This is a genomic window from Polyangiaceae bacterium (genome assembly GCA_020633235.1).
Taxonomy (GTDB): domain Bacteria; phylum Myxococcota_A; class Polyangia; order Polyangiales; family Polyangiaceae; genus JACKEA01.
Genome location: JACKEA010000008.1, coordinates 1 through 21,410, shown reverse-complemented (window position 1 = coordinate 21,410; position 21,410 = coordinate 1). Strand labels below are relative to the sequence as shown.

18 protein-coding genes are annotated in these 21,410 nt (G+C 67.3%); 8 read left to right on the top strand and 10 right to left on the bottom strand.

The window, feature by feature from the left end; all coding sequences use genetic code 11:
- Window positions 1-14 precede the first annotated feature (14 nt).
- Complete coding sequence (locus H6717_36135; GenBank protein MCB9582523.1) at window positions 15-2,051, bottom strand: DnaJ domain-containing protein; 2,037 nt, start codon at window positions 2,049-2,051, stop codon at window positions 15-17.
- A 113-nt stretch (window positions 2,052-2,164) separates the two neighbouring features.
- Here H6717_36135 and H6717_36130 point away from each other — a divergent pair, with 113 nt between their 5' ends.
- Window positions 2,165-3,544 (top strand): sigma-54-dependent Fis family transcriptional regulator, encoded by a 1,380-nt coding sequence (locus H6717_36130; GenBank protein ID MCB9582522.1) that lies wholly within the window; start codon window positions 2,165-2,167, stop codon window positions 3,542-3,544.
- A gap of 59 nt (window positions 3,545-3,603) precedes the next feature.
- Window positions 3,604-4,548 carry a hypothetical protein gene (locus tag H6717_36125; protein MCB9582521.1) on the top strand — a complete coding sequence of 315 codons (945 nt, stop codon included), beginning with the start codon at window positions 3,604-3,606 and terminating at the stop codon, window positions 4,546-4,548.
- A gap of 32 nt (window positions 4,549-4,580) precedes the next feature.
- On the opposite strand, the gene H6717_36120 is transcribed toward H6717_36125, so the two are convergent.
- The 4 genes from H6717_36120 to H6717_36105 form a co-directional block, all read right to left on the bottom strand.
- Entirely contained in the window at window positions 4,581-5,213 is a 633-nt protein-coding gene (locus H6717_36120; protein ID MCB9582520.1) for a hemolysin III family protein, read from the bottom strand.
- A 97-nt stretch (window positions 5,214-5,310) separates the two neighbouring features.
- Entirely contained in the window at window positions 5,311-8,151 is a 2,841-nt protein-coding gene (locus H6717_36115) for a tetratricopeptide repeat protein (GenBank protein MCB9582519.1), read from the bottom strand.
- Between the two features lie 50 nt (window positions 8,152-8,201).
- Window positions 8,202-8,912 carry an SAM-dependent chlorinase/fluorinase gene (locus tag H6717_36110; protein MCB9582518.1) on the bottom strand — a complete coding sequence of 237 codons (711 nt, stop codon included), beginning with the start codon at window positions 8,910-8,912 and terminating at the stop codon, window positions 8,202-8,204.
- 44 nt (window positions 8,913-8,956) lie between these two features.
- Complete coding sequence (locus tag H6717_36105) at window positions 8,957-9,568, bottom strand: TetR/AcrR family transcriptional regulator (protein ID MCB9582517.1); 612 nt, start codon at window positions 9,566-9,568, stop codon at window positions 8,957-8,959.
- Between the two features lie 200 nt (window positions 9,569-9,768).
- Between H6717_36105 and H6717_36100 the strand changes: the two genes are divergently transcribed.
- Entirely contained in the window at window positions 9,769-10,857 is a 1,089-nt protein-coding gene (locus tag H6717_36100; protein MCB9582516.1) for a hypothetical protein, read from the top strand.
- Window positions 10,858-10,906: 49 nt separating this feature from the next.
- On the opposite strand, the gene H6717_36095 is transcribed toward H6717_36100, so the two are convergent.
- The 3 genes from H6717_36095 to H6717_36085 all read right to left on the bottom strand — a co-directional run bounded on the left by H6717_36095 (window position 10,907) and on the right by H6717_36085 (window position 13,916).
- Entirely contained in the window at window positions 10,907-11,605 is a 699-nt protein-coding gene (locus tag H6717_36095; protein ID MCB9582515.1) for a hypothetical protein, read from the bottom strand.
- Window positions 11,606-11,623: 18 nt separating this feature from the next.
- Complete coding sequence (locus H6717_36090; protein MCB9582514.1) at window positions 11,624-12,925, bottom strand: hypothetical protein; 1,302 nt, start codon at window positions 12,923-12,925, stop codon at window positions 11,624-11,626.
- Between the two features lie 73 nt (window positions 12,926-12,998).
- A complete protein-coding gene (locus H6717_36085; protein ID MCB9582513.1) occupies window positions 12,999-13,916 on the bottom strand; it encodes a haloalkane dehalogenase in 918 nt (305 codons plus the stop codon).
- 197 nt (window positions 13,917-14,113) lie between these two features.
- Between H6717_36085 and H6717_36080 the strand changes: the two genes are divergently transcribed.
- Both H6717_36080 and H6717_36075 read left to right on the top strand, forming a co-directional pair.
- Window positions 14,114-15,391 carry a hypothetical protein gene (locus tag H6717_36080; GenBank protein ID MCB9582512.1) on the top strand — a complete coding sequence of 426 codons (1,278 nt, stop codon included), beginning with the start codon at window positions 14,114-14,116 and terminating at the stop codon, window positions 15,389-15,391.
- A 172-nt stretch (window positions 15,392-15,563) separates the two neighbouring features.
- A complete protein-coding gene (locus tag H6717_36075; GenBank protein ID MCB9582511.1) occupies window positions 15,564-16,061 on the top strand; it encodes a hypothetical protein in 498 nt (165 codons plus the stop codon).
- A 10-nt stretch (window positions 16,062-16,071) separates the two neighbouring features.
- On the opposite strand, the gene H6717_36070 is transcribed toward H6717_36075, so the two are convergent.
- Complete coding sequence (locus H6717_36070; GenBank protein ID MCB9582510.1) at window positions 16,072-16,833, bottom strand: response regulator; 762 nt, start codon at window positions 16,831-16,833, stop codon at window positions 16,072-16,074.
- A 67-nt stretch (window positions 16,834-16,900) separates the two neighbouring features.
- Window positions 16,901-18,523: an ATP-binding cassette domain-containing protein gene (locus tag H6717_36065; protein ID MCB9582509.1), complete on the bottom strand. Its 1,623-nt coding sequence runs from the start codon at window positions 18,521-18,523 to the stop codon at window positions 16,901-16,903.
- A gap of 233 nt (window positions 18,524-18,756) precedes the next feature.
- Between H6717_36065 and H6717_36060 the strand changes: the two genes are divergently transcribed.
- The 3 genes from H6717_36060 to H6717_36050 are packed head-to-tail and all read left to right on the top strand — an operon-like array spanning window position 18,757 to window position 21,082.
- Window positions 18,757-19,356 carry a TetR/AcrR family transcriptional regulator gene (locus tag H6717_36060; protein ID MCB9582508.1) on the top strand — a complete coding sequence of 200 codons (600 nt, stop codon included), beginning with the start codon at window positions 18,757-18,759 and terminating at the stop codon, window positions 19,354-19,356.
- Window positions 19,353-20,003 carry a methyltransferase domain-containing protein gene (locus H6717_36055; protein MCB9582507.1) on the top strand — a complete coding sequence of 217 codons (651 nt, stop codon included), beginning with the start codon at window positions 19,353-19,355 and terminating at the stop codon, window positions 20,001-20,003. Before H6717_36060 ends, H6717_36055 begins: the two co-directional genes overlap by 4 nt.
- Window positions 20,000-21,082, top strand: coding sequence for a 4Fe-4S dicluster domain-containing protein (locus H6717_36050; GenBank protein MCB9582506.1), 1,083 nt, complete (start codon window positions 20,000-20,002; stop codon window positions 21,080-21,082). Before H6717_36055 ends, H6717_36050 begins: the two co-directional genes overlap by 4 nt.
- Window positions 21,083-21,410: the final 328 nt, after the last annotated feature.

Genomic DNA, 21,410 nt, shown 5'->3' with positions numbered 1-21,410 from the left:
CGATGATGGCGCTCTCAACGCTTGAAGAACTTGCCGAAGAAGCCGGAATTGGCCTCTTTCCCGCCTTTGCTGCTCTTCGGCGCGCTGGACGGACGCTGGGAGGCCGGACCGCCCTTGCGCATGTTGTAGAGACGCACCTCGCGGGTGGCTTCCAGATTGCGCGGGTTCTGCTGCGCCACCCAGCGGAAGTCCTTGATGGCGAGATCGTTGCGGTTCATCCGCTTGTAGATCTGACCGCGGGCAAAGCGCGCGCGCTCCGCCTTGGGATCCCGGCGAATGGCGCGGTCGAGGAGATCGATGAGATCGTCCATGCGTCCGTTGCCGCGGCGCTGGGCGGCAACGGTGGTGTACAGCGCCACGTAGTCCGCTTGCTCGGGGTCGTCCTGCATCGCGCTCTTGGCGGCGGCCTCTGCCAGATCCATCTGGCCCTTCTTGTAGAAGACCTCCGCCTTCTGGAACTCCGTAATGGCGCGCACCACGGCTTGCACCTGCTCTTGCTCTTCGGCGGTGCCGCCACCATCTGCGATGACCTGATCGTACTCCGCGCGGCGCTCGGCATCCGACAGCACCTGGTGTGCTTCGTTCATGCGCGCGAACATGCCAACGGCGACGCTCTTGAGCTCGGGGTCGTCCATGCCCAGGCGATCGGGATGGAAGCGCTTGGCGAGCTTGAAGAAGGCCGCGGAAATCTGCGCCGTGGGGGCGTCCTGCTCCACGCCCAAGAGCTGGTAGTAGTTCTGCGAGGGCGCCTTCTCCGCGCGCTCCCGCACTTCCGCGACGAGCTCGTGGTTGGCGGGTGGCACGCTGCTCGTGGGGCCTGGGGGCGCCGCCGGCGTGCGGTGCGACTCCGGCATGGTGATGGAGGGCAGCGCAGAGCGGCGGTCCTGTCCGGGCTCGGGCGTGACGGAGCGCAGCGTACGCACCGACGAGGGTGCGGGATCCGACGGGTGCGTGATGGGCGGCTGCGACGCGCGCACCGCGCTCGGCGTGGACGGCGGCGGCGAGGGAGTCAGCGGTGGCAACGGCTGCGGCGCGGCGGCGGACGCAATCGCCCGAGATGGCGCCGGGGGAGGAGGCGCGACCGGTGTGGCGCGGTCTCGAGCGACGGCCTGGGCGGAGGAGGCCACGGGCGACGAGCGCAGCGGTGCGGCCTGGGGCGACGAGCGCAGTGGCGGTGGTGCAGCCTGCGGGGACGATCGATTGGCGGCCTTGGGCGGGGACACCGGCCGCGGACGGGTGGCGCTCTCGGAGCGGCGGGAATTGGGGGAGCGGTCCGAGGCGGCGCCGCCGCTCTGAACGCCGACCGGGCGCGTTCCCGCGCCCAGATCCAGGCTGCGAGTGACGGCCAGGGCATACACCATGCGCTTGATGGTGACCTCGTCGCTGACCCCGCCCCCCAAGAGCTGGGCCAGCGTTTGAGGCCGCGCCCGGATCACGTCCAGCACGCCCCAGTCCCGCGACGCGAAGCAGAAGCGTGACAGCTGCGCTTGGGGATGGAGCCGCAGCTGCCGAGCGCCGACCCGCGCCAGCGTGGCTTCCACGCGCCGGGCGTCCTCGTGGTTGCGCACCCCGCGCCAGATGAGCGACATGGGCTCCAGGGTGATGAGCTCCGGCGCCCCGAAGCGCTCCAGGAAGTTCACGTCTTCGTAGTAGGCGTACACCGTGGCCGGCGGCAGCGTGAACAGCCACAGCACCTTGCGCATCAGCTGCTCTCGGAGCGCGTCCTCCAAGATCGCCTGATCGATCACTTCCTCCTCGATCAGGATCTGACCGTGGAGCCGCCGTTCCTTCGCGCAGCGCGCGAGGGTGCGATTGAAGTCCTCCTCCGAGATCGCCCCCAGCTCCAGCAGCAGGCGACCGAGGTGAATCACGGGATCCGCCGTCTTGGCCTTTGCGGGGGCGCCCTCGTTGAAGAAGACCGCGCTCCGCCCGCCCCCCGGAGGCTCGAAGATCATCGTGCCGGTGAGCCGCTTGTCGAGGGCGTACACGAGTAGGTTCGCCAGGGGCGTCGACTCGAGCGTGCCGCTCGCGGTGGCCTTGGGCTTCGACATGCGACGGGAGCGAAACAGATTAGCAGAGGCTTGGGGCAGAGCGATGCGGGATGTCGGATCAGCAGAAAAACTGCGCGGTGGCGGCATGCCAAAAAGCTCGGTAGCGTCGCAGCATGCCTCGCGGGCACATTCTGATCGTCGACGACGAGCCTTCGATCCTGAACACCTTGAAGAAGGCGCTGTCGCTGGAAGGCTACTCGGTGGACGTGGCGGGCGGCGTGGGCGTGGCCCAAGAACGCCTCGCGAAGCGTAGCTACGACATCTTGCTCTTGGACGTGTCGCTGCCGGACGGCAATGGCATCGAGCTGCTCGAGAAGCTCCGGGGCGCGGGCAACGACGCTCCGGTGATCATGATGAGTGGACACGCAACGGTGGACACGGCCGTGCGCGCGACCAAGCTCGGGGCGCTCGACTTTTTGGAGAAGCCGGTGTCCACGGATCGCCTGCTCTTGGTGCTGGAGAACACCCAGCGCCTGGTGCGCGCGGAAGAGGAAGCCCAGGAGCTCCGAGCGGAGGCCGGATACTTCGAGGAGCTGATCGGTCGCAGCCGTGCGATGCAGGACCTCAGCGCCAACGTCAGCAGAGCGGCCCGGGCCAACGCCAGCGTGTTGGTCACCGGGGAGCGTGGTACCGGCAAGGAGCTCGTGGCGCGCGCCATTCATCGCGCGTCACCGCGGGCCAAGGCGGCGCTGGAAAAGCTGAACTGCGCCGCGGTGCCGGCAGAGCTGATCGAGAGCGAGCTGTTCGGCCACGAGGCGGGTGCCTTCACCGGGGCCACCAAGCAGCGGCGCGGCAAGTTCGAGCGGGCTCACGGCGGCACGCTGTTCCTCGACGAAGTGGGCGACATGCCCCTGAACATGCAGGCGAAGCTCTTGCGCGTGCTCCAGGAGCAGGAGATCGAGCGCGTGGGCGGCAACGAGACGCTGAAAGTGGACGTCCGCGTGGTGGCCGCCACCAATCGCGATCTGGTGCTCGCCTGCCAGAGCGGAGAGTTCCGTCCGGACCTCTACGATCGTCTCAACGTGCTGCCCCTGGAGCTACCGCCGCTGCGTTCGCGGCGAGACGACATCGAAGAGCTCGCGCGCCACTTCCTGCAGCTCGCCGCCAAGAGCAACGCGCGCCCTGGGGTCACGCTATCGGACGACGCCGTTCAAGCGTTGATGCGCCACTCGTATCCCGGCAACGTGCGCGAGCTGAAGAACCTCATCGAGCGGCTGGTGATCCTGTCGCCGGACGACAGCATCACCGCGGGCGAGGTGGAGCGCGCCCTCGGCATGTCGGCATCGCCCAGCAACGCGGGGCTGTATCGCCCCGGCGTACCCTTTCGGGTGCTGGCGGAGGAAGCCGAACGCACCATCCTGGAGGAAGCCATCGCCCACCATGGCGGGCAGATGGCCGCTACGGCGCGGGCCCTCGGTCTCGAGCGCAGCCACTTGTACAAGAAGACCCGCGCCCTCGGCCTGCGCGGCGACAAGGACGACGACAGCGGCTGAAAAGCGTCGCCAGCCGCGGACAATTCGACGAAACGGCCGAAGGCTCGTAAAATTCGGGGGTGAAAGCCAAGAGCTTGCTTGCCGCCGCGATCGCCTCGATCGCGGTCATCGCTTCGATTCCGGCCTGTGGTTCCCGCATCGGCCTACGGGTGGACGAAGACGGCGGCGTCTCCGGCTCCGGTGGAACTAGCGGCACCGGAGGCATTGGCGGCCACGACGGCGGCGCCCCCTGCGGCGACGGCACCTGCGCCGCGAACGAGAGCTGCACCAGCTGCCCGCTCGACTGCGGCCTGTGCGACACGTGCAAGAACGGCGTGTGCGACGCGGGCGAGAGCTGCAGCTCGTGTCCGGAAGACTGCGGCCTGTGCACCGCCTGCGGCGACGGCAGCTGCACTTCCGACGAAACCTGTCTCTCGTGCCCGGAAGACTGCGGCTCCTGCGTCACCTGCGGCGACGGCTTTTGCGAGGATCCGGAGACGTGCCTCTCCTGCGCGCCGGACTGCGGCGCCTGCGAGACCTGCGGCGATGGTCAGTGCAGCGCCGCCAACAACGAAAACTGCTTCACGTGCCAAAAGGACTGCGGCGTGTGCGCCGGCTGCGGCGATGGCAAGTGCACCGGCAGCGAAACCTGCGCCTCGTGTCCCAACGACTGCGGCGTGTGCTCCGTGTGTGGCAACGGCAAGTGCGAAGCGACGGAGTTCGAAACCTGTAGCAACTGCCCCTCGGACTGCGGCGAGTGCGAGCTCCTGAACTGCTTCCAAATCGTGACCTGCGCCCTCGGCTGCGTGGAGCTGAACCAGAATCCGCCGAAATTCTCCGTCAGTTGCGTCGCCAACTGCGTGAGCAAGGGTTGTGCGGACGTGCAGTTCTTCGTGGATCAGGCGCTCAACTGCGCCTTCCAACACCTCGACGACCTGTCGAACTGCAACGGCAGCCCCATCTCCTGCCTCGAGAATTCCTGCGGCCCCGAGCTCTCGGCCTGCCTCGGCGCCAGCTGCTTCTGATTGGGTTTGTCGGTCCGCCGCAAAACCGCGCGTTACGCCGCGTAGCGCAGCACGGCCACGACGTGGCACGCCGTGCCGGCAATCACGAACAGGTGCCAGATCAGGTGATGATGCGGGATGCGCTTGGCGGCGTAGAACGCGACGCCGGCCGTGTACGCCACGCCCCCCGCAACGAGCCAGAAGAGTCCCCACGGTTGCATCAGCTGGATCATGGGCTTGGCCGCGATCAGCACCAGCCAGCCCATGCCGATGTACAGGGCGAGGGATAGCTTCGGATATCGCATGCGGCCGAAGGTCTCGAGCAGCACGCCGGCCAGCGCCAGCGTCCATACCAGTCCGAACAACGTCCAACCCCAGGCGCCGCTCAGCACGCCCAAGGTGAAGGGCGTGTAGGTACCGGCGATGAGCAGGAAGATGGCGGCGTGATCCACGGTGCGCAGCACGCGCTTGGCGGAGGGCGCGGGCAGCGCGTGGTACAGCGTGGACGACAGGTACAAGAGCACCATCGTCGCGGAGAACACGCTGGCGCCGACGATGGTCTGGGCGCTGCCCCCCGAGGCGGCGCTCGCGATCAGGAAGGGCGCCACGGCGATGGCGGCGAGCAGGCCGATGCCGTGACTCACACTGTTTTCGATCTCCTCGCGGGCGGTGGGCCGAGACAGCATACAGACACCCATAACCGTTACAGTGCACACTGTCAACGTTCAGCCGCGGGGTTACCGCGGCGGACCGACAAACCCATGTAGAACGGGAGATTCGGGCTCAGATCTTGAGCTTTTTGACGCGCGGATTGTCGGGGTCGAGCTTGCGCGCCGCCTTGGCGTGCTCCCGCGCTTTGCCGGGGTTCGGCACCATCATGTACGTCTCGGCGAGCTGGGCGTGGAGCTCCGCCTGCTCCTTGGGGCGCGCGGGACACATCAGCGCGCTCTCGAGCTCGTAGATGGCGCGGGGCACCATCTTGAGGTGCGCAAGGGCTTCGGCGAAGAGCGCGTGGGTCTGGGCGCCCTCGAGATCCGCCCACAGGCCCATCTCGCCCACGTCCTTCGCTTCCTTGTAGAGCTTCTTGTCCATCAGCGCGCGCATCAGGCGGCGATAGATGCGACCGTCGTGCTCTTCCAGCTTGGAGAGCTTGCGCAGGCCGTCGAGCTCACCGTCCTTGTCGCCGGTCTTCTTGGCGAGATCCACCAGCGCTTGCAGCGGCTCCGCTTGCGTCGGGTCGAGCTGGTGGGCGCGTTCGAAGGCTTTCTTCATCCCGGCTACGTCGCCCTTGGCTTCGGAGATGTCCGCCAGGGCCATCTGCACCATGTAGCCGTCGCTCTTCTGCGTGAGCTTTTGCAGCAGCGTGCTGGCGCTGGCCATGTCGCGCTTGGACATGGCCAGGCGTGCCTCGAGCCACAGCGCATCCGGGTAGTCCGGAGAAGCGGCGAGGGCCGCCTCGAGCGCCTTGTGCGCTTCCTCCACCTTGCGCTCGCGCAGCGCGGCCAGGGCGAAGGCGGCCTGCTTCGCGGGATCTTTCGGCGCTTTTTCCGCGGCTTCTTTCGCCTTTTCGTAGCCCCCGGTGCGGGAGATGGGAACGAACTGCGTCTTGTAGCGCGCGAGCTTTTGGTCGGCCCAGGTGCGAAACTCGGTATCGAAGGCGTCCGTGGACATGCCCAGGGCGGTTTGCACTACCTCTGGCGTGCCCTTGCCCTCGCCCCACAGCTTCAGCATCTGATCCGCTGCGGGCATGCCGTGCTTGTCCACCAGCATCACCATGATCTGGCTCGACGCGTAGTAGGCCGTCGCCACGTCGCTCATCTCTTCCGCGCGGGTGAAGGCTTGGCTCATGGCGCCCACCTTGGGCAGCCGCCCGCTACGCAACGCCTCGTACAGCGCGGGATCGTGCTCGCGGCTCCACTCCGGACGCTCCGCCAGGGTTTCGTACTCCGCGAGCCCCTCGGTGAACCAGCGGGGCACGTGGCTCTTGGACATCTGGATGTGGAACACGTGGGCGAGCTCGTGCCACACCGTCATGCCGATGTTGAACTTCTCTTCGTGTGGGCTCATGGCCGCCAGCGTCTTGCCGAAGCACACACCCTGAATCGCGGTAGACGGGAGGCCGCTGGTGCGGATCGCGAAGTTCTCGCGCTCGCCGTAGAGCTCCACGCCAATGGGCGTGGACGGGGTGAACGCGTACTTCTTCGTGAACTTGCGCCAGGCGCTGTCGAGGAGCCCGGGAATGTAGCGTTCGAGCAGATCCTTCTCGTCCTTCCGATAGCGGAAGGTGAAGGTCTTGTGCGCGACGGTGACGTAGTCCTTCGGGATCACCTTTTCGTAGAGGTTCAGCGTGTTGTACACGCGCACGTTGAAGGGATCCTTGTCGAAGGCGGTGTTCAGCGCCTGCACGCCCTCTTTGTCGTTGCCGGCGCGGATCAGGTTCAGGCCCAGCTGGGCGTAGGCCTTGGCGTCGTCCGGATCGATCTGCACCGCCTTCTTCATCATCGCGACGATCTCGTCGTAGCGGTGCTCCCAATCGGCAAACTCCCCGATGATCTGATACATCCGCGAGTACTGGGGATTGAGCGCGAGCACCTTCTGCGTGGCCGCGTTGAAGCCAGCGGTGTCGTCCGCCAAGAAGCGCGCCGTGGCGTGCATGCTGAGCAGATCCAGGTCCCGCGGGTTCACCGCCAGGCCGAGCTTCACTTCGTCTTCGGCCTTGGCGAGGTCCATGTCGCGCAGCGCGATGCCCGCCAGCACGAAGTGCGCGGAGGTGATCTTCGGGTTGATGGACAGTGCCTTCTTCGCCAAGCGCTCCGCTTCGTCGAAGTCCAGCGCCTGGGCCAGCTTCACGTGGGCCATCCACACCAGCGCTTCCGGCCGGTTCGGCGCCTTGGCCAGCACCTCTTTGATGACTTCTTCTGCGTGGCCCGGGTCGTACTTTTCGAGGAACAGCTCGCCGCGCCAGAGCAGCGTCTGTACGTCGCCGTCCTTCGCGCGCTCGGCCTGGTTGAAGGCGTCGTTCGCGTCTCGCGGCGAGCGCAGCAGGTGCGCTGCGCGGCCCACCATGGCCAGACCCGGACCGTCCGTGTCCTTGATCTTGTCGTCGTTGTAGTCCTCGATGATGGTCATGAGGACCGGGGTGGCGTCCTTCTGCTTGCCGCGCTCGAGCAAGAGCTCTCCGAGCTCGAGCCGCGCTCGCCGCGCTTCCGGCTCGCTCTCCACCTTGCGCAAGCGCGCCTCCGCCTCCGCGAGCTTGCCCTGACGGCGCAGCGCCTCCGCACCAATCCACGCCGAATCGAGCTTGGCTCCCTTGATGCCGTCCGCCTGCTGCGCCGTCTTCAGCGCGTCGTCGTAGCGCCCGGTCTCGAGCTGCAAGCGCGCCAGCGCCACCAGGGCGTCGCCCCGTTGCTTGCCCACGGCCGCGCCCTTGAGCAGCGGCTCCGCTTCGGAATAGCGCGTCCCCTCCAGTGCTTCGATTCCCGCCGCGAGCTTGTCCGCGGGGGAGCGCGCCGGCTTCTTCGCCGCCGTGGATTTGGCGGCAGGCGCTGCTGCGGGGCGCGCCACCGCGGGGGAGCACGCCGCGAGGGAAACGACGAGAGACAGATTGAGAGCGAGGGCTCGCATGTACGGCATCTTTACCGCCGATCCGCGCGTCGGCCAGAGGTTTCTCGGCTTCAGACGACGCGCACTTCCGCGCCCACGCGCGCGCTGAGCAGCGCGCTCGCATTGCCCTCGCGACAGGCGATTTCCAGCGTGTCGAAGGAGCTCGTGAGCGCCAGGAGCTCGCCCACGGCCACGTCGGAATAGGTTCCGCGCACCGGGATGCGGCGCCCCGCGATCTCCACCGCCACGGCGCCGTCGGCCTCGAGGTCCGTGATCAGGTTTCCGAAGTGATCCACGACCATCACGCGCCCCTTGGCCGCGGGCGGCAGCTTCACCGGCTCGTGCGGCGGCCCCACCTCCGCCGGCGCCACGCGCCCGCTGGCGATCTCCGCGCCCACCGGCGCGAACAGGTCGCGGCCGTGAAACGTGCGGCTCCGCGGCGCGATGCCCATGTCGATGCGATGCACCCGCGCTCCGCTGAACAGCGGCGTGCACAAGCCATTGTCCGGCGCCACGAACACGTGCCCCTGTGCCTCCACCACGATGCCCGCGCGCTCGCTGCCCACGCCCGGGTCCACCACCGCCACGTGTACGCTCCCCGGCGGGAACCACTCGTAGCTGCGCGCCAGCAGGAAGCTCGCTTGCCGCACGTCCTGCGGCTGCACGCCGTGCGTCAGGTCCACGATCTTCGCCTCCGGACAGCGCGAGAGGATCACCCCGTGCATCTGCCCCACGAAGGGATCTTCCAGCCCGAAATCCGTGAGCAAAGTGATGATGGCCATGCCCTGCTTGGATCGTAAGTTTGTTTGTAGCGGCGCGGAACCACTCAACGCAGCGCGAGGGTATCCCAGCAAGCGGATTCCGCCCCTGCGATGGCCGCGTCGTCGAGCGGGATCCGACCCTCCCACTGCGCTCGGATCATTCCATTGAACGCGCCGAACACGAGCTCCATCAAGAGCTTCGCGTCGAGGGGCTTCACGACGCCTCGAGCCTGAGCATTCGCCACCATGAGCTCGGCGAAGTCCTTGATGGCGTGATCCACCGCGCGGCTCTCGTCGTCCAGGTAGCTGCTGTGGTTGTGGAGCTCGATGAAAGCGAAGGCCTTGGGATGCTCTTGCGCGAATGCGACCATCTCGTGCCACATCACGCGGAACTGTTCCCGCGGAGGCGCGCCGTGTTGGAACGCAGCGAGCACCCGCTCGGACACGGCCCCTTTCCACTTTCGATAGAGCACGTTGACCAACGCCTCCTTGCTCTCGAAGTAGTGGTACAGCGTGCCGGTCGCGATCTCGGCGCGCTTCGCGATGTCCGGGATCACCGTCCCGTGAAAGCCGCGTTCCACGAAGCAGGCCAGGGCGGCGTCGAGGATCGATTCCCTCCGGTCGAGGAGCCGCGGCGGTCGACCCCGCTTCTTGGTCCCTGCCTTCCGCTGCGCCATTTACCGAATGATTATTCGAGTATTGTCGCTGGGTTGTCAAGCTGGGGAGAAGTACTGGTTGACGGCGTAAATACGGCAAGTACCAATTACCGAATGAACGTTCAATCCTTTACCGATTGAGCGTTCGATAGGGAATGCGCTCTTCTCGGCGGCAAGGGGGTCGGCGGTGAGGAGCGCCCAATCAGAAAGACGAATCCGACATGAAACGCTCCTATCGCTTCATTGCCATCTCTGCGCTGTCCGCCATCACGCTGGTCGCATGTGACATGCCCAAGGGGGACATCAAGGACCCGCACACCTGGGGCAACTACTTCCTCGAAAAGTTCGCGAGCGAGCGAGCCGCAGCGATGAACCTCGAGCCAGGGCACACGCCACCCGCGACGCCACGCACCGTGTTGCTCATCACGGGTGTGACGATCCCCGCGGTTTGGTTCGACCCGATCAAAGCGCGCCTGCAGCGCGACGGCTTCAACCCCGTCGTGTACGAGCCGCCGGAGCTGCTGAGCGGTGACCTGACGGAGAATTCACATGCGCTCGCCAAGGTCGTCACGGGTCTCCTGGCCAAGACCGGCGAGCAGCGCCTCGACATCCTCGCCGAGTGCACCGGCGGCCTCATCGCCCGCGAGTACGTCCAAGCGCTGGGCGGTGAAGCGCACGTGCGTCGCCTGGTCACGTTCATCTCTCCGCAGCACGGCCTGCCGAAGGCACCGTGGGCGAAGTCCATCGTCGGTTGGGACGCCCTCGACGACCTGACGCCGGGCAGCGCGTTCCTCCATGAGGTCAACGACGCGCCGCTCCCAAAGACGGTGCCGATCACGTCCATCTACACGTGCACCGACGAGTACATCCAGCCCTACGAGACCTCCAAGATCCCCGGCGCCAAGAACATCGAGGTGTGCAACGGCTTCGTCGGTCACTTCCAGTTCTTCTACGACCCGAGCCTGTACGACATCATGTGGAACGAGCTCACGCTCCCGGCGCCCACGGACGCGACGGATCCGGGCGATCCTCCCGCTCAGACCGATCCGCCCGCCGATCCCACCGATCCGACGGCTCAGACCGATCCTACCGATCCGACGGCTCAAACCGATCCCACCGATCCGGCGGCTCAAACCGACCCGGTCGAGGATCCCGTCGACCCATCGCTGGATCCCTCGGCAGATCCGGGCGAGCCCCCGGCAGCGGGCTGCTCGACGACGAGCGGCCGGCAACCCAGCTGGTTCGGGCTCGTGGGGCTGGCGGCATGGGTCGGACTCGGCGCACGCCGGCGTCGTCGGCTTCACGCATAGCCGAACCGAGCGCGGCGGCGATCGCAACGTTCGCCGTCGCGCGTCTCGCCTATTCGGTGTCCAAGATGTGCTTCACGTTGTGTTGCGTTCGCTGCCCGGTGGTCACCATCAGGTACGCGGCGCTGCCCAGCACGAGCACGATGAAGATCCAGAACAGCGGGCTCGACTTCTTTGGCGTTCGATTGCGAAAGGCTTCCTCGACGTCGAGCTTCATGGAGGCTTCGCGCCGAGCGTTGGTGACGTTGGGCGTACCCTGCAGCACGATCCAGAAACGCCGCGCCTTCCGGTCGAGAGCCGCCGCGTCGAACGTCAGCTCGGCCCCGTACACCTGCTGCGCCGTGTGCGTCATCATCCGGAGCCACGAGGGTGCCGGCATGGTGGGCATCGGCGCGCCGCACTTCTGACAGAAGACCTGCCCCGACTCCCCGGGCTCGATCTGCGGCACCGGCGTGTCGCACTGCCGACAGAGCGGCTCCGACAGCACCCAGGCGCAGGCGAGCTGCACGCCTTCCGCGTCCACCCGCACGCCGGAGCCTTGTCCCTCGCCGACCTGAAAGCTCAGCTCGTCGATCTCGCGCAGCAGCTTGGCCCACGCCAACGGCGGGATCTCCACGTTCGTCTGACACGCGTTGCAGCGGGCCTCGCGCACCGGTCCTGCGAGCTCCACCGTGGCACCGCAGTGGGTGCAGCCGACGGCCGCGTCGAGCCGCACCGGCCGCGGCCGCGCCACACGCTCGCCGAAGCTCATTGTCGGGAGCTTAGCGCTTCAGGGCAGCGGCGTCGGGCTCTTGAAGTACTGAGTAACGGCGTTCTTGAACTGGCCGCCGTCGGTCGTGATGTAGGTCTGGTTGCCGGCGCCGGTGCCGAACACCGCGCCCAGGCCGCCCGCCGCCACGAACTCGTCGGTGTGCTCGAACAGGTACTTCACGCGGTTGTCGCGGTACTTGCCGGCGCTGCCGCCGGGCGTCGAGCTGGGCACGCCGAAGGGCATCTGCCACCACAAGATGGGCCGCCCCACGCCGGTGCCGATGCTCTTGGCCCAGGCCAGGTGCTCTGAGAAGTTCGGGCTCGTCTTGTTGGTCTCGTCCCAGTACCACGGGCCGTCGTTGCGTTGACAGTTCGGATCGACGTGCTCTTCGAAGCAGCCGGCATCGCGATCCAGGGTCTCGAGCACGACGATGTCGGCTTCGCCGGCGCCGATGTCGACCAAGAACTTCGCGACCTTGCTCGCATCAGGATCTGCCCAGCGTGAAGCGTGGAAGCCGATCACGGCCTTCGGTGCGTACTTTCGCGCGAGCGCCACGAGACAATGCCCCATGCCGACGAGGTTGTCCGGTTGCCCCGAGCAGTCAGCAACCAGGCCGCTCACGTGGACCGGCAACGAGCTCGGGTTCCCCTTCGAAGCCTGTTGCGCATAGGCCCAGAAGTCCGGTTCGAAATGCACCACCGCGGGGTCGCCGAACGCACCCAGCCGCTCGAAGAGCAGCTTCGCGCCGTCCCAATAGGGTTGCATGTACTGGTCGTTCACCAGCGTGTCGGTGTTGGCTTCGCCCCAGGCGGCCATCGAGTACAGCGTGAACATCGGCGTCACGCCGTGCTTCTTCGCGCTGTCCGTCAGGATGTTCACGAACGTGCCGTTCGCGTTCCAGTCGGGCCAGCCCCCCTGCCCCTTCAAGCCCACCAAGTAGGCGTAGTGCAGGTCGAGGGTGACGCCGAGGGTGTAGGCGCCGTCCTTGTCGTGGTCGTTGTCGAGATCGTTGCCCATCCCGATCAAGAAGTTCGGGCTGCGTCCGAGCTTCGTCGCCACGTCCCGCGCCTGGCTGGACAGCCCGCCGCCACTGCCGCCCGCGCCGCCGGTCGCTCCGCCCGTACCCGCCGCGTTGCCGCTGCCGCCGGTGCCGCCACCGGTCCCTGCCGCGTTGCCGTTGCCCCCGGAGCCCGATGCGTTGCCGCCACCGCCGGAGCCCCCCGATGCGCCGCCTCCGCCACCGCCGCCGTCGCTGCTTCCGGAATCACTGCAGCTCATGCTCAGACAAGCCGCCACCAACCCGACACTCGCCCAGCGCATCATGCGTCCTCCAACTGCTGCGGTCAGGCAAGAAACGGTATCACTCCACCGTGCAAGCGTCCACGCGCCGCCCTCACGCGGCGCGCACGGTGTCGACGATGATCTCCGCTAGACGCGGACCGGACACTTCTTGCACGAAGTGCCCACCACGAACCGTGTGATGGCCCAAGAGCGCCGCCCCCGGAATGCGTCGTTGCAGTGGGCGATCCAATCCCCGTGTGATCGGGTCTCCATCGGAGAATGCGGTCACGAAGGGCTTGTTCCAGCGCTCCAGTACCTTCCATGCCGCGCGATTCGCCGCCACCGCGGGGTCCCGCGGCGAGATCGGCACCAACCTGGGAAAGGCGCGGGCGCCGGCCAAGCTCGCTTCGTCGGTGAAGGGCGCATCGTAGGCGCGCCGTTCTTCCCGGCTCAGCTTTCGCCCTGCGCCGATGCTCACCACCGCCGAAGCGCGAAACCGCGGCGTGTAACGCGCAAAGGTCCGCCACGCGAAGAACGCTGCGATGTTCGCCATGCCCTTCACGCCCGCCGCCATGGGTCGACCATCCGGCAAGAAGCCGTTGCTGATCACGATGGCAGAAAACCGCTGCTCCATCTCCGCCGCCAGCCGCAGGCCGATGAGCGATCCCCAATCTTGCGCAAACAGCGTGATGTCCTCGAGCTCGAGCGTCTCGATCAACGCACGCACCCAGTCGCAGTGCAGCGCGTAGCTGTAGTCGTCCACGCGCGTGAGCTTCGACGACTTGCCGAAGCCGACGAGATCCGGCGCGATCACCCGGTGCCCCGCTTTCACCAACGGCGGGATCATGAAGCGATACAGGTACGACCACGACGGCTCGCCGTGCAGCAGCAGCACCGGACGTCCGTCCCGCGGCCCTTCGTCCACGTGGTGCATGCGAATGCCGCGCGCATCCACCTCCACGAAGTGCGGCGCAAAGGGATAGTCCACGAGCCCCTCGAAACGATGGTCCGGCGTATCCACGATCTGCATGGCCTTCCACCTTATGCCGGTCCGCCGCGGAACCAAGGTTCGCGGCCGTCCCACGCCGTCACGCCGAAGTCGCGTTCGTCCGCGAGGTTCCGCGGCGGACCGACATGGGTTCGATGAAACCGACGCGGCAGGGTTGAGCTTTGCGCAATTTGCCGGCATTCTCTCGCGGGCCGGCTAGCCGACCCATGGAGGAGATGATGAGAACGGGCAGACGCGTGGTGGGCGCTCTCGTCGCGTGCGCGGGCATCGCGAGCGTGGCGGCGTGTGGAAGCTCGTCGGAGGGCGGCGCGACGCAGCACGACGCGGGCAGCGACGGCAGCGCGAGTGGCGGCACTTCGAGCGGCGGCAGTGGCGGCACTTCGAGTGGCGGCACTTCGAGTGGCGGCACTTCGAGTGGCGGCACTTCGAGTGGCGGCGTGGCCGGCGTGTCGGGCAGCGGCGGCAGTGTGCTCGACGCGAGCACCGACGCCGCGGGCGGCGCGGCGGGGTCGGCCGGAAGCGGCGCGGACGCCGGACCCCTCGGCGTCGGCGGCTGCAGCGCGGATCCTCCGGTCGGCGCGCCGCAAGCACCGGACCCGCCGGCGTACAGCGGCGGCACTTGCCCCGCACTGCCCACCACGGCCGACGCGGCCGGCGCGAACAATCCGATCACGATCAAGACGTCGGGCAACAACCGCACCTTCCTGCTCGCGCTCCCGCACAACATCTTGCCCACGGAGAAGCTCCCGATCATCTTCTTGTGGCACTGGCTCGGAGGCAGCGCGAAGAGCTTCTACGACAAGGGCGAGGTGCAGGCCGCGGTCGACGCGCAGCGCTTCATCGCCGTGATCCCCGAAGCGGATCCGTCGTCCCTGAACGTGTTCAAGTGGCCGTACTCGCTGATCGCGCTGCCGCAGCAGGTGCAGGCCGAGCTCACATTTTTCGACGACATGCTCTCGTGCGTGTCCCAGCAGTTCAACGTGAACAAGAACTGCGTTTCGAGCGCGGGGGTGAGCGCCGGCGCGCTGTGGACGGACCAGCTCGTAGGTCAGCGCAGCCAGTACCTGTCGAGCTTCCTGTCTCTCTCGGGGGGCGTCGGCACGCCGCAGAACCAGACCATCAAGCCGTGGACCAAGCCGGTCCATCCCATCCCGGGCATGGTGCTGTGGGGCGGCCCGCAAGACATCTGCGTGCTGCAGCAGTTCCAGGTGCTGAGCCTGACGCTGGAGCAGAACCTGACGCAGGACGGCTCCTTCTTCCTGGAGTGCATTCACAACTGCGCGCACGCCGAGCCGCCCTTCGAGCCTCCGGCGGGCTACAGCAAGTACGCCGGTCTGTGGCAGTTCGCCCTGGACCACCCGTACTGGCTGCCGAAGGGCTACTCGCCCTACACGTCCCAGGGCTTGCCCGTCTCGGTGCCGCCGTGGTGCGGCATCGGTGCCGGCAGCGCCACGCCCCGCACCGGCGCGTGCCCGCCGCCCTCGTGCCCGATCTGAGTGCGCGCTCAGCTCGGCGGTGTTCCTGCGCCGAGGGAGTCCAGGCGAATGCGGACGATGGTGCTCACGTCATCCGGGAACTGCGCCGGCGCGTCGAAGCAACGAGCTGCGAGTCCCGCCCACGTGACCGAGTGTAGCGGAAGCGAGGCGTGAGGTTCCGCGGCGGGCCGACATGCTGCTGGAAAAATCGGGGGAAGAGGCGGAGCATGGAGGCGTGACGTATCGGGTGTTTGCGCAGCGCACGGAGCCGCGGGTGGATCTCGCCGCGCTGGTGCAAAACGCGCGGAAGTATTTCGAAGCGCGGGTGGAGGTGCTGGCGGAAGAGGGCGCGCGGGCGACGCTGCGGCTCGAGAGCGCGAAGTACGGCTATGTGCAGGAGCTCGCGGTGCACGCGCGGATGCGCACGGCGGCGGACGTGGAAGACGCGCGGGCGGCGGAAGTGCGTGGGCGCGCGGGCGGCATGGCGGCACTGGCGGAGCGCTGCGGCGTGGTGTGGGAAGTGCACCCGGTGGGCGACGCGACGGAGCTCTCCGTCTTGACGCTGTGCGCGCTGCTCGCGGCCACGGGTCTTGGGCCCGTGTTGCCGCCGGACGGCTCCACGCTGTTCGGCGTGCGCGGATCCCGCGAGCGCATGGAGGCCCTGGGCGGCGGCCGCACGCTGTCGCGCTGACGCCGATCGTTCAGCGGATCAACTCGAGCATGTGCGCGAGCAGCGCTTCGATCTCTACGGCGCCCTCCTCGGACGGCGCGGGCGCTTCCGACAGCACGATGAGTCTGCGACTCCAGCGCGGATCGAGCTCGTGGGCGCAGCGGGTCACGCGGGCATGGCCCAGATCCGCGAGGGAGGTTCCGATCACCACGAAGTCCGGCGGACGCGTGGAGCAGATGCGGCGCAGGGCCTCCGCCCCGGAGTCCGTGTTGCTGACCATGAAGTGATTGGCCAAGGACGCCTGCAGCCGGCCGGCGGTGGACGGAGCGCAGGCGAGCAGTAGCTCGGGCAGCAGCCCGATCTTGCGCACGCCGGAGCTGGGCCCTCGGGGTGCAGGGCCACGCCGGCGCGGAGAGGCAACCCAGTGGCGCACGAGCTTCACCAGCGCCGAGGCGTCGTCGGTCTTCTCGAGCCAGTCGTCCGCTTTCCATTTGCGGGCCAGCTCCGCCAGCTCGAGGCGCGGCGTCGACGAATGGAGCAACACGACGGTGTCGTGCAGCGCCGGGTGCCGTCGAACCCCCGCGATCACGTCCTCCGCGGAGAGGAGCGGCATGTGAATGTCCAGCACCACCACGTCGGGGCGCTCCCGCAAGATGGCGGCCAGGGTGCCGACGGCCATCGTGCGCGTGACGACCTCGAAGCCCGCCTGCTTCAGACCGGCGCCAGAGGAGCCGTCGTCGACGACGAGGACCTTGCGCGGTCGAGCCTGGGAAGCGGCGGCGCTTCTGGACATCAGATGGCTTGGTCTACCCGGCCCAGGGGCGCCGAGCCATAACCCCTAGGGGTGAAGGTGACGCAGGTCAGTACGCCGGGGCGGCGGTGTAGGTGCGGTGCTTCTCGAGGAAGTGCCCCTCGTGGAACGCCGTGGGGCTGATCTCGCGGATGCCGTCTTCCGTCATCTCCAGGATCCGCGTGGCCACGCGGTCCACCATGTTGCGGTCGTGGGTGATGAAGATGGCGGTGCCCTCGTACACGCGGAGCGCCTCCGTGAGAGCGCGGATGGCTTCCAGATCCAGATGGTTCGTGGGCTCGTCCAGCATGAGCACGTTGGGCTGCTCCAGCATGAGCTTGGCCAAGATGAGGCGAACCGTTTCGCCACCGGACAGCACCTTGGTGGGCTTGAGGGGCTCGTCCTTGCGGAAGAGCAGGCGGCCGAACAGCGCGCGCAGGTTCTCTTCGTCACACTCCGCCTTGAAGCCCCGGAGCCAGTCCCGCGCGCTCACGTCCGAGCGCTCGATGACCTCGGAGTGCTCCTGCGGCATGTAGCCGATGCGGGTCTCGTAGCCCCACTCCACGTCGCCGCTGTCACGCTCGAGCTGCTCCAGCATCAGTCGCATCATCGTGGTCTTGCCGATGCCGTTGCGACCCACGATGGCGATCTTGTCGCCGCGCATGACGCTGAGGTTGAAGCCTTTGCAGATCTCGAGGTCGTCGTCGAAGGTCTTGCTCAGGTTGATCACGTTCAGCGGGTTCTTGCCGCTGGCGCGCTCCTGCTCGAAGCGAATGAAGGGCCGCTCGATGTTGGAGCGCTTGAGATCGACCATGGCCTTCTTCTCGCGCTCCAGCGCCTTCTCGCGGGACTTCACCTGGCTGGCGCGGGAGCCCGCGCGGAAGCGCTGCACGAACTCCTGCAGCTTGGCCACCTTCTTCTGCTTGGCGTCGTTGGCCAGCTCCAGGGACGAGCGCGCCTCCGCCTTGGCGCTGATCATGTCGTCGTAGCCGCCGGGGTAGACGATGATGGTCTCGTAGTCGATGTCCGCGATCTTGGTGCACACCTCGTTGAGAAAGTGGCGATCGTGGCTGATCACGATGAGCGCGCCGTCGTAGGCCGCCAAGAAGCCTTCCAGCCAGCGGATGCTGGCGATGTCCAAGGTGTTCGTGGGCTCGTCGAGCAGCAACGTGTCCGGATGACCGAAGAGCGCCTTGGCCAGCAGCACGCGCACGCGATCTCCACCTTGTAGGATCTCGAGCTTCTCCGTGTGCAGCTTCTCGGGAACGCCGAGGCCTTCGAGCAACGCGGTGGCTTCGTTCTCGGCGGTGTAGCCGTCTTCCTCCGCGATGGTGACCTCGAGCTCCCCGAGGCGCATGCCCTCGTCTTCCGTGATGTCGTGACCCTTCTCGAGCAGCTGGTGCTTCTCCGAGAGCGCCTCCCACAGCTTGGGATTGCCCATCAGCACCACGTCGATGATGCGGTCGTTCACGTACAGCGAGTGGTCCTGCTCCAACACACCGAGACGCCCGCGATGAGTCACGTGCCCCGAGGTCGGCTCGGCGACGCCGGCGAGGATGCGCATGAACGTGGTCTTGCCCGCGCCGTTGGGCCCCGAGAGGCCATAGCGCTCACCATCGTTGAAGGTGACGCTCACGTGATCGAAGAGGACCTTGCTCCCGAATCGCATCGTTACGTCGTTGGTCGTCAGCATTTCGTGCTCGCTTCTCGGGCGACTCGCACCGGGCGGCGCGAGCGCAGGGGGTCGACCTGGCTTTTGGGTGCGTCGGGAGGGATGGGACGCGGGTGCCGGTCGTGGAGGCGGCGGAACCTATCAGAGGCTGGCGACATTTCCAGGAACCAATCGAAAATCCCGCAGTTTTCAGGGCAAGCCTTGACGGAATTGGACGGCGCCTTAATATGACTGACTAGTCAGTCATATTAATCATGGCCCGCATCGACTCGAAGACGAAATCCGAAACCCGCCTCCGCCTGCTGGAGGCCGCCGCCGCGCACTTCGCCACTCACGGCCTCGACCGCGCGAACCTGGACGAGCTCACCCGCGCCGCCGGCGTGGCGAAGGGCACGCTGTACAACTACTTCCCGTCCAAGGAAGAGCTGTTCTTCGCCGTCATCGCCGAGGGCGCCCGGCGCGCCGCCGAGCGCTACGCCACGGTCGAAGATCGAGGTTCTGCGCGCGAGCGCCTGCGTGCGTTGGCAGAAGCCGACGTGTCCGTGCTCCGCGAGGAAGAAGCGTTCATCAAGGTCGTGGTGCGCGAGGCAATGAGCTTCCGCGAAGAGACGTACCCGAAGATCTTGGAGCACCTGGGACCTTACGTCGCGCGGGTGGAGAGCGTGATCGCCGAGGGTGCGCGGGACGGCGAGCTGCGACAGGACGTTCCCTCGGTGCAGCTCGCGCTGATGTTCGTTGGGACGCTCACCATGCTGTACGTGCAGCACTGGGGAAGTGACGGAGCCTGGCCCGCCCTGGACGACGTGCCGGACCTCGCCGTGACGGCATTCGTGGAAGGAGCAGGGAAGAGATGAGCAGCTTCGTTTGGATGAAAGTGTTGGAGTCCACGCCGGAGAGGTACGACCGCGGCGTGCGCATGCTGTCCCGCGGGCGCATCGCGGCGGTGTACGAGCGCATTGCCGAGATCGCCGCAGCGCCCGGGCGCCGCGTGTTGGACGTGGGCACCGGCACCGGAGCCGTGGCCCTCGCCTGCGCGGCCCGCGGCGCCGACGTCATGGCCATCGATATCGACGCCGGAATGCTGGAAATGGCGCGCCAAAAGGCAGACTCGCGGCGGACCGACATCCAATGGAAACAGGCGAGCGCTGCCGAAATCGAGGACGTCGTGCCCGAGCGCTCCCTCGATGCCGTGGTGAGCTGCCTGGCCTTCAGCGAGCTGTCGCAGGACGAGCAGAGCTACGCGCTCCGGGTGGCGCGCACGCGCCTTGTGCCGGGCGGCGTGCTGGTGATCGCCGATGAAGCGAAGCCTGAGGGCGCCCGAGGTGCGCTGCACGAGCTCGCGCGCTTGCCGCTGGCCGCTGCCACCTACTTGCTCACGCAGACGACGACGCGACCGGTGAAGGGCCTCGTGGAGCGCGTGCGCGAAGCGGGCTTCGTCGACGTTCGCGAGGAGCGGCGCTGGGGCGGCTCCTTCGTGATCGTGGAAGGGCGGGCGCCATGATCCGCGATCTGCTCTTCGGCATGCTGCCCCACCGCGCGCGCACCGGCCTCTTGGCCATTGGCAACCCGGGGCGCGACGCCCCGGTGCTGCTCACCGGAAACTACACGGAGACGATCCGCCAAATGCGCCGCGCGCTGGCGGGCCAGGACGTGTGGCTCCTGTGTGCCAACAGCAAAGGCATCAACGTGTGGTGCGCCGCCGGCGGTGGCCACCTGACCCATCACGACGTGATCAGCGCGCTGCGTACCAGCGGCGTGGAGGAAAAGGTGGATCACCGCGAGCTGATCTTGCCGCAGCTGGCAGCCACCGGCGTGGAGCGCACGGTGATCACCGAGCGCACCGGCTGGGAAACCCGCTGGGGTCCTGCGCGCCTCGAAGACTTGCCGGCGTTCCTCGCCCGCGGGCGCCGCGTGCACAAGGGCGAGCGCTTCATGCGCTTTCCCCTGGGCGAGCGGCTGCGCATGGCCGTGATGTGGGGCACGCCCATGTTGCTCGTGGCAGGTCCCATCCTCGGGTTTCTTGGGGGTTTGCGCGTCGCGGCAGCCGGCGCGGTGTGCATCCCGGTGCTGGTCGCCGGTCCCTTCGTCGCGCTGCCCAAGCTGGGGCTCCGGCGGCGCTGGGTGTCGTTGGGACTCTTCGCCCTGTGCGGCGTTGCCGCGGGGAGCGGCGTGCTGCTCTCGTTGTCGGCGCTGACGCCGGGGAGCCTCGCGACGCTCGCCATCACTGGGGCGATCCTCGCCGGCATTCTCTCGGTCGACATTGCCGGCACCACGCCCTGGTATCCGTCGACCGTCGCGGCCGGCAAGAACCCCGCGACCATCGAGCTGGTGGAAGATCGCTGTACCGGCGCCGCAGATTGCGTCCAGGTCTGCCCGCGCGAGGTGCTGCGCATGAACGGTCAGCGTCGCAAGGTCGAGATCACGAAGCCGGAGCAGTGCATCCAGTGCGGCGCGTGCATCGTCCAGTGCCCGGACGACGCCCTACGCTTCCGCTACCGCGACGGCAGCGTCGTCGAAGCGGACGTGATTCGCCGCACGCGCATGAACATGCTGGGCAAGCGCAAGGAAATGCTTCGCTAAGCCCACTGTTCGCCTGGGTTGACCATCACGGACGCCACCCCGGCGAGAGCGCTGACGGCCGCGCGTGGCAGCAAACTCGACCGAGCCGCGCTGGACCAAGGGCGTGGGCTTTGCCGGGGTAGACCCGCGGAATTGATGGGGTCTGGGGTGCACGGAAATCGGTTTACATAGCAACTGATCTGGGGGCGTCCGAAGCCCCTGATCGTTGCATTCGACAGGGTTCGGCAGGCTAGAGAAGGGCAGAAGGGGGTCGCGCGGGGGTCTTTGGCGCAGGAAAATCAGTTTACATAGCAACCGATTTGGGGGCGACCGATCCCCCCTGATCGGC

Excerpts from the sequence above, each read along its gene's own strand:
- H6717_36130 (MCB9582522.1), top strand. The coding sequence starts at position 2,165 with ATGCCTCGCGGGCACATTCTGATCGTCGACGACGAGCCTTCGATCCTG.
- H6717_36110 (MCB9582518.1), bottom strand. The coding sequence starts at position 8,912 with ATGGCCATCATCACTTTGCTCACGGATTTCGGGCTGGAAGATCCCTTC.
- H6717_36105 (MCB9582517.1), bottom strand. The coding sequence starts at position 9,568 with ATGGCGCAGCGGAAGGCAGGGACCAAGAAGCGGGGTCGACCGCCGCGG.
- H6717_36100 (MCB9582516.1), top strand. The coding sequence starts at position 9,769 with ATGAAACGCTCCTATCGCTTCATTGCCATCTCTGCGCTGTCCGCCATC.
- H6717_36060 (MCB9582508.1), top strand. The coding sequence starts at position 18,757 with ATGGCCCGCATCGACTCGAAGACGAAATCCGAAACCCGCCTCCGCCTG.
- H6717_36065 (MCB9582509.1), bottom strand. The coding sequence starts at position 18,523 with ATGCTGACGACCAACGACGTAACGATGCGATTCGGGAGCAAGGTCCTC.
- H6717_36085 (MCB9582513.1), bottom strand. The coding sequence starts at position 13,916 with ATGCAGATCGTGGATACGCCGGACCATCGTTTCGAGGGGCTCGTGGAC.
- H6717_36115 (MCB9582519.1), bottom strand. The coding sequence starts at position 8,151 with ATGCGAGCCCTCGCTCTCAATCTGTCTCTCGTCGTTTCCCTCGCGGCG.
- H6717_36135 (MCB9582523.1), bottom strand. The coding sequence starts at position 2,051 with ATGTCGAAGCCCAAGGCCACCGCGAGCGGCACGCTCGAGTCGACGCCC.
- H6717_36090 (MCB9582514.1), bottom strand. The coding sequence starts at position 12,925 with ATGCGCTGGGCGAGTGTCGGGTTGGTGGCGGCTTGTCTGAGCATGAGC.
- H6717_36070 (MCB9582510.1), bottom strand. The coding sequence starts at position 16,833 with ATGTCCAGAAGCGCCGCCGCTTCCCAGGCTCGACCGCGCAAGGTCCTC.
- H6717_36055 (MCB9582507.1), top strand. The coding sequence starts at position 19,353 with ATGAGCAGCTTCGTTTGGATGAAAGTGTTGGAGTCCACGCCGGAGAGG.
- H6717_36075 (MCB9582511.1), top strand. The coding sequence starts at position 15,564 with ATGCTGCTGGAAAAATCGGGGGAAGAGGCGGAGCATGGAGGCGTGACG.
- H6717_36050 (MCB9582506.1), top strand. The coding sequence starts at position 20,000 with ATGATCCGCGATCTGCTCTTCGGCATGCTGCCCCACCGCGCGCGCACC.
- H6717_36095 (MCB9582515.1), bottom strand. The coding sequence starts at position 11,605 with ATGAGCTTCGGCGAGCGTGTGGCGCGGCCGCGGCCGGTGCGGCTCGAC.
- H6717_36120 (MCB9582520.1), bottom strand. The coding sequence starts at position 5,213 with ATGCTGTCTCGGCCCACCGCCCGCGAGGAGATCGAAAACAGTGTGAGT.
- H6717_36080 (MCB9582512.1), top strand. The coding sequence starts at position 14,114 with ATGAGAACGGGCAGACGCGTGGTGGGCGCTCTCGTCGCGTGCGCGGGC.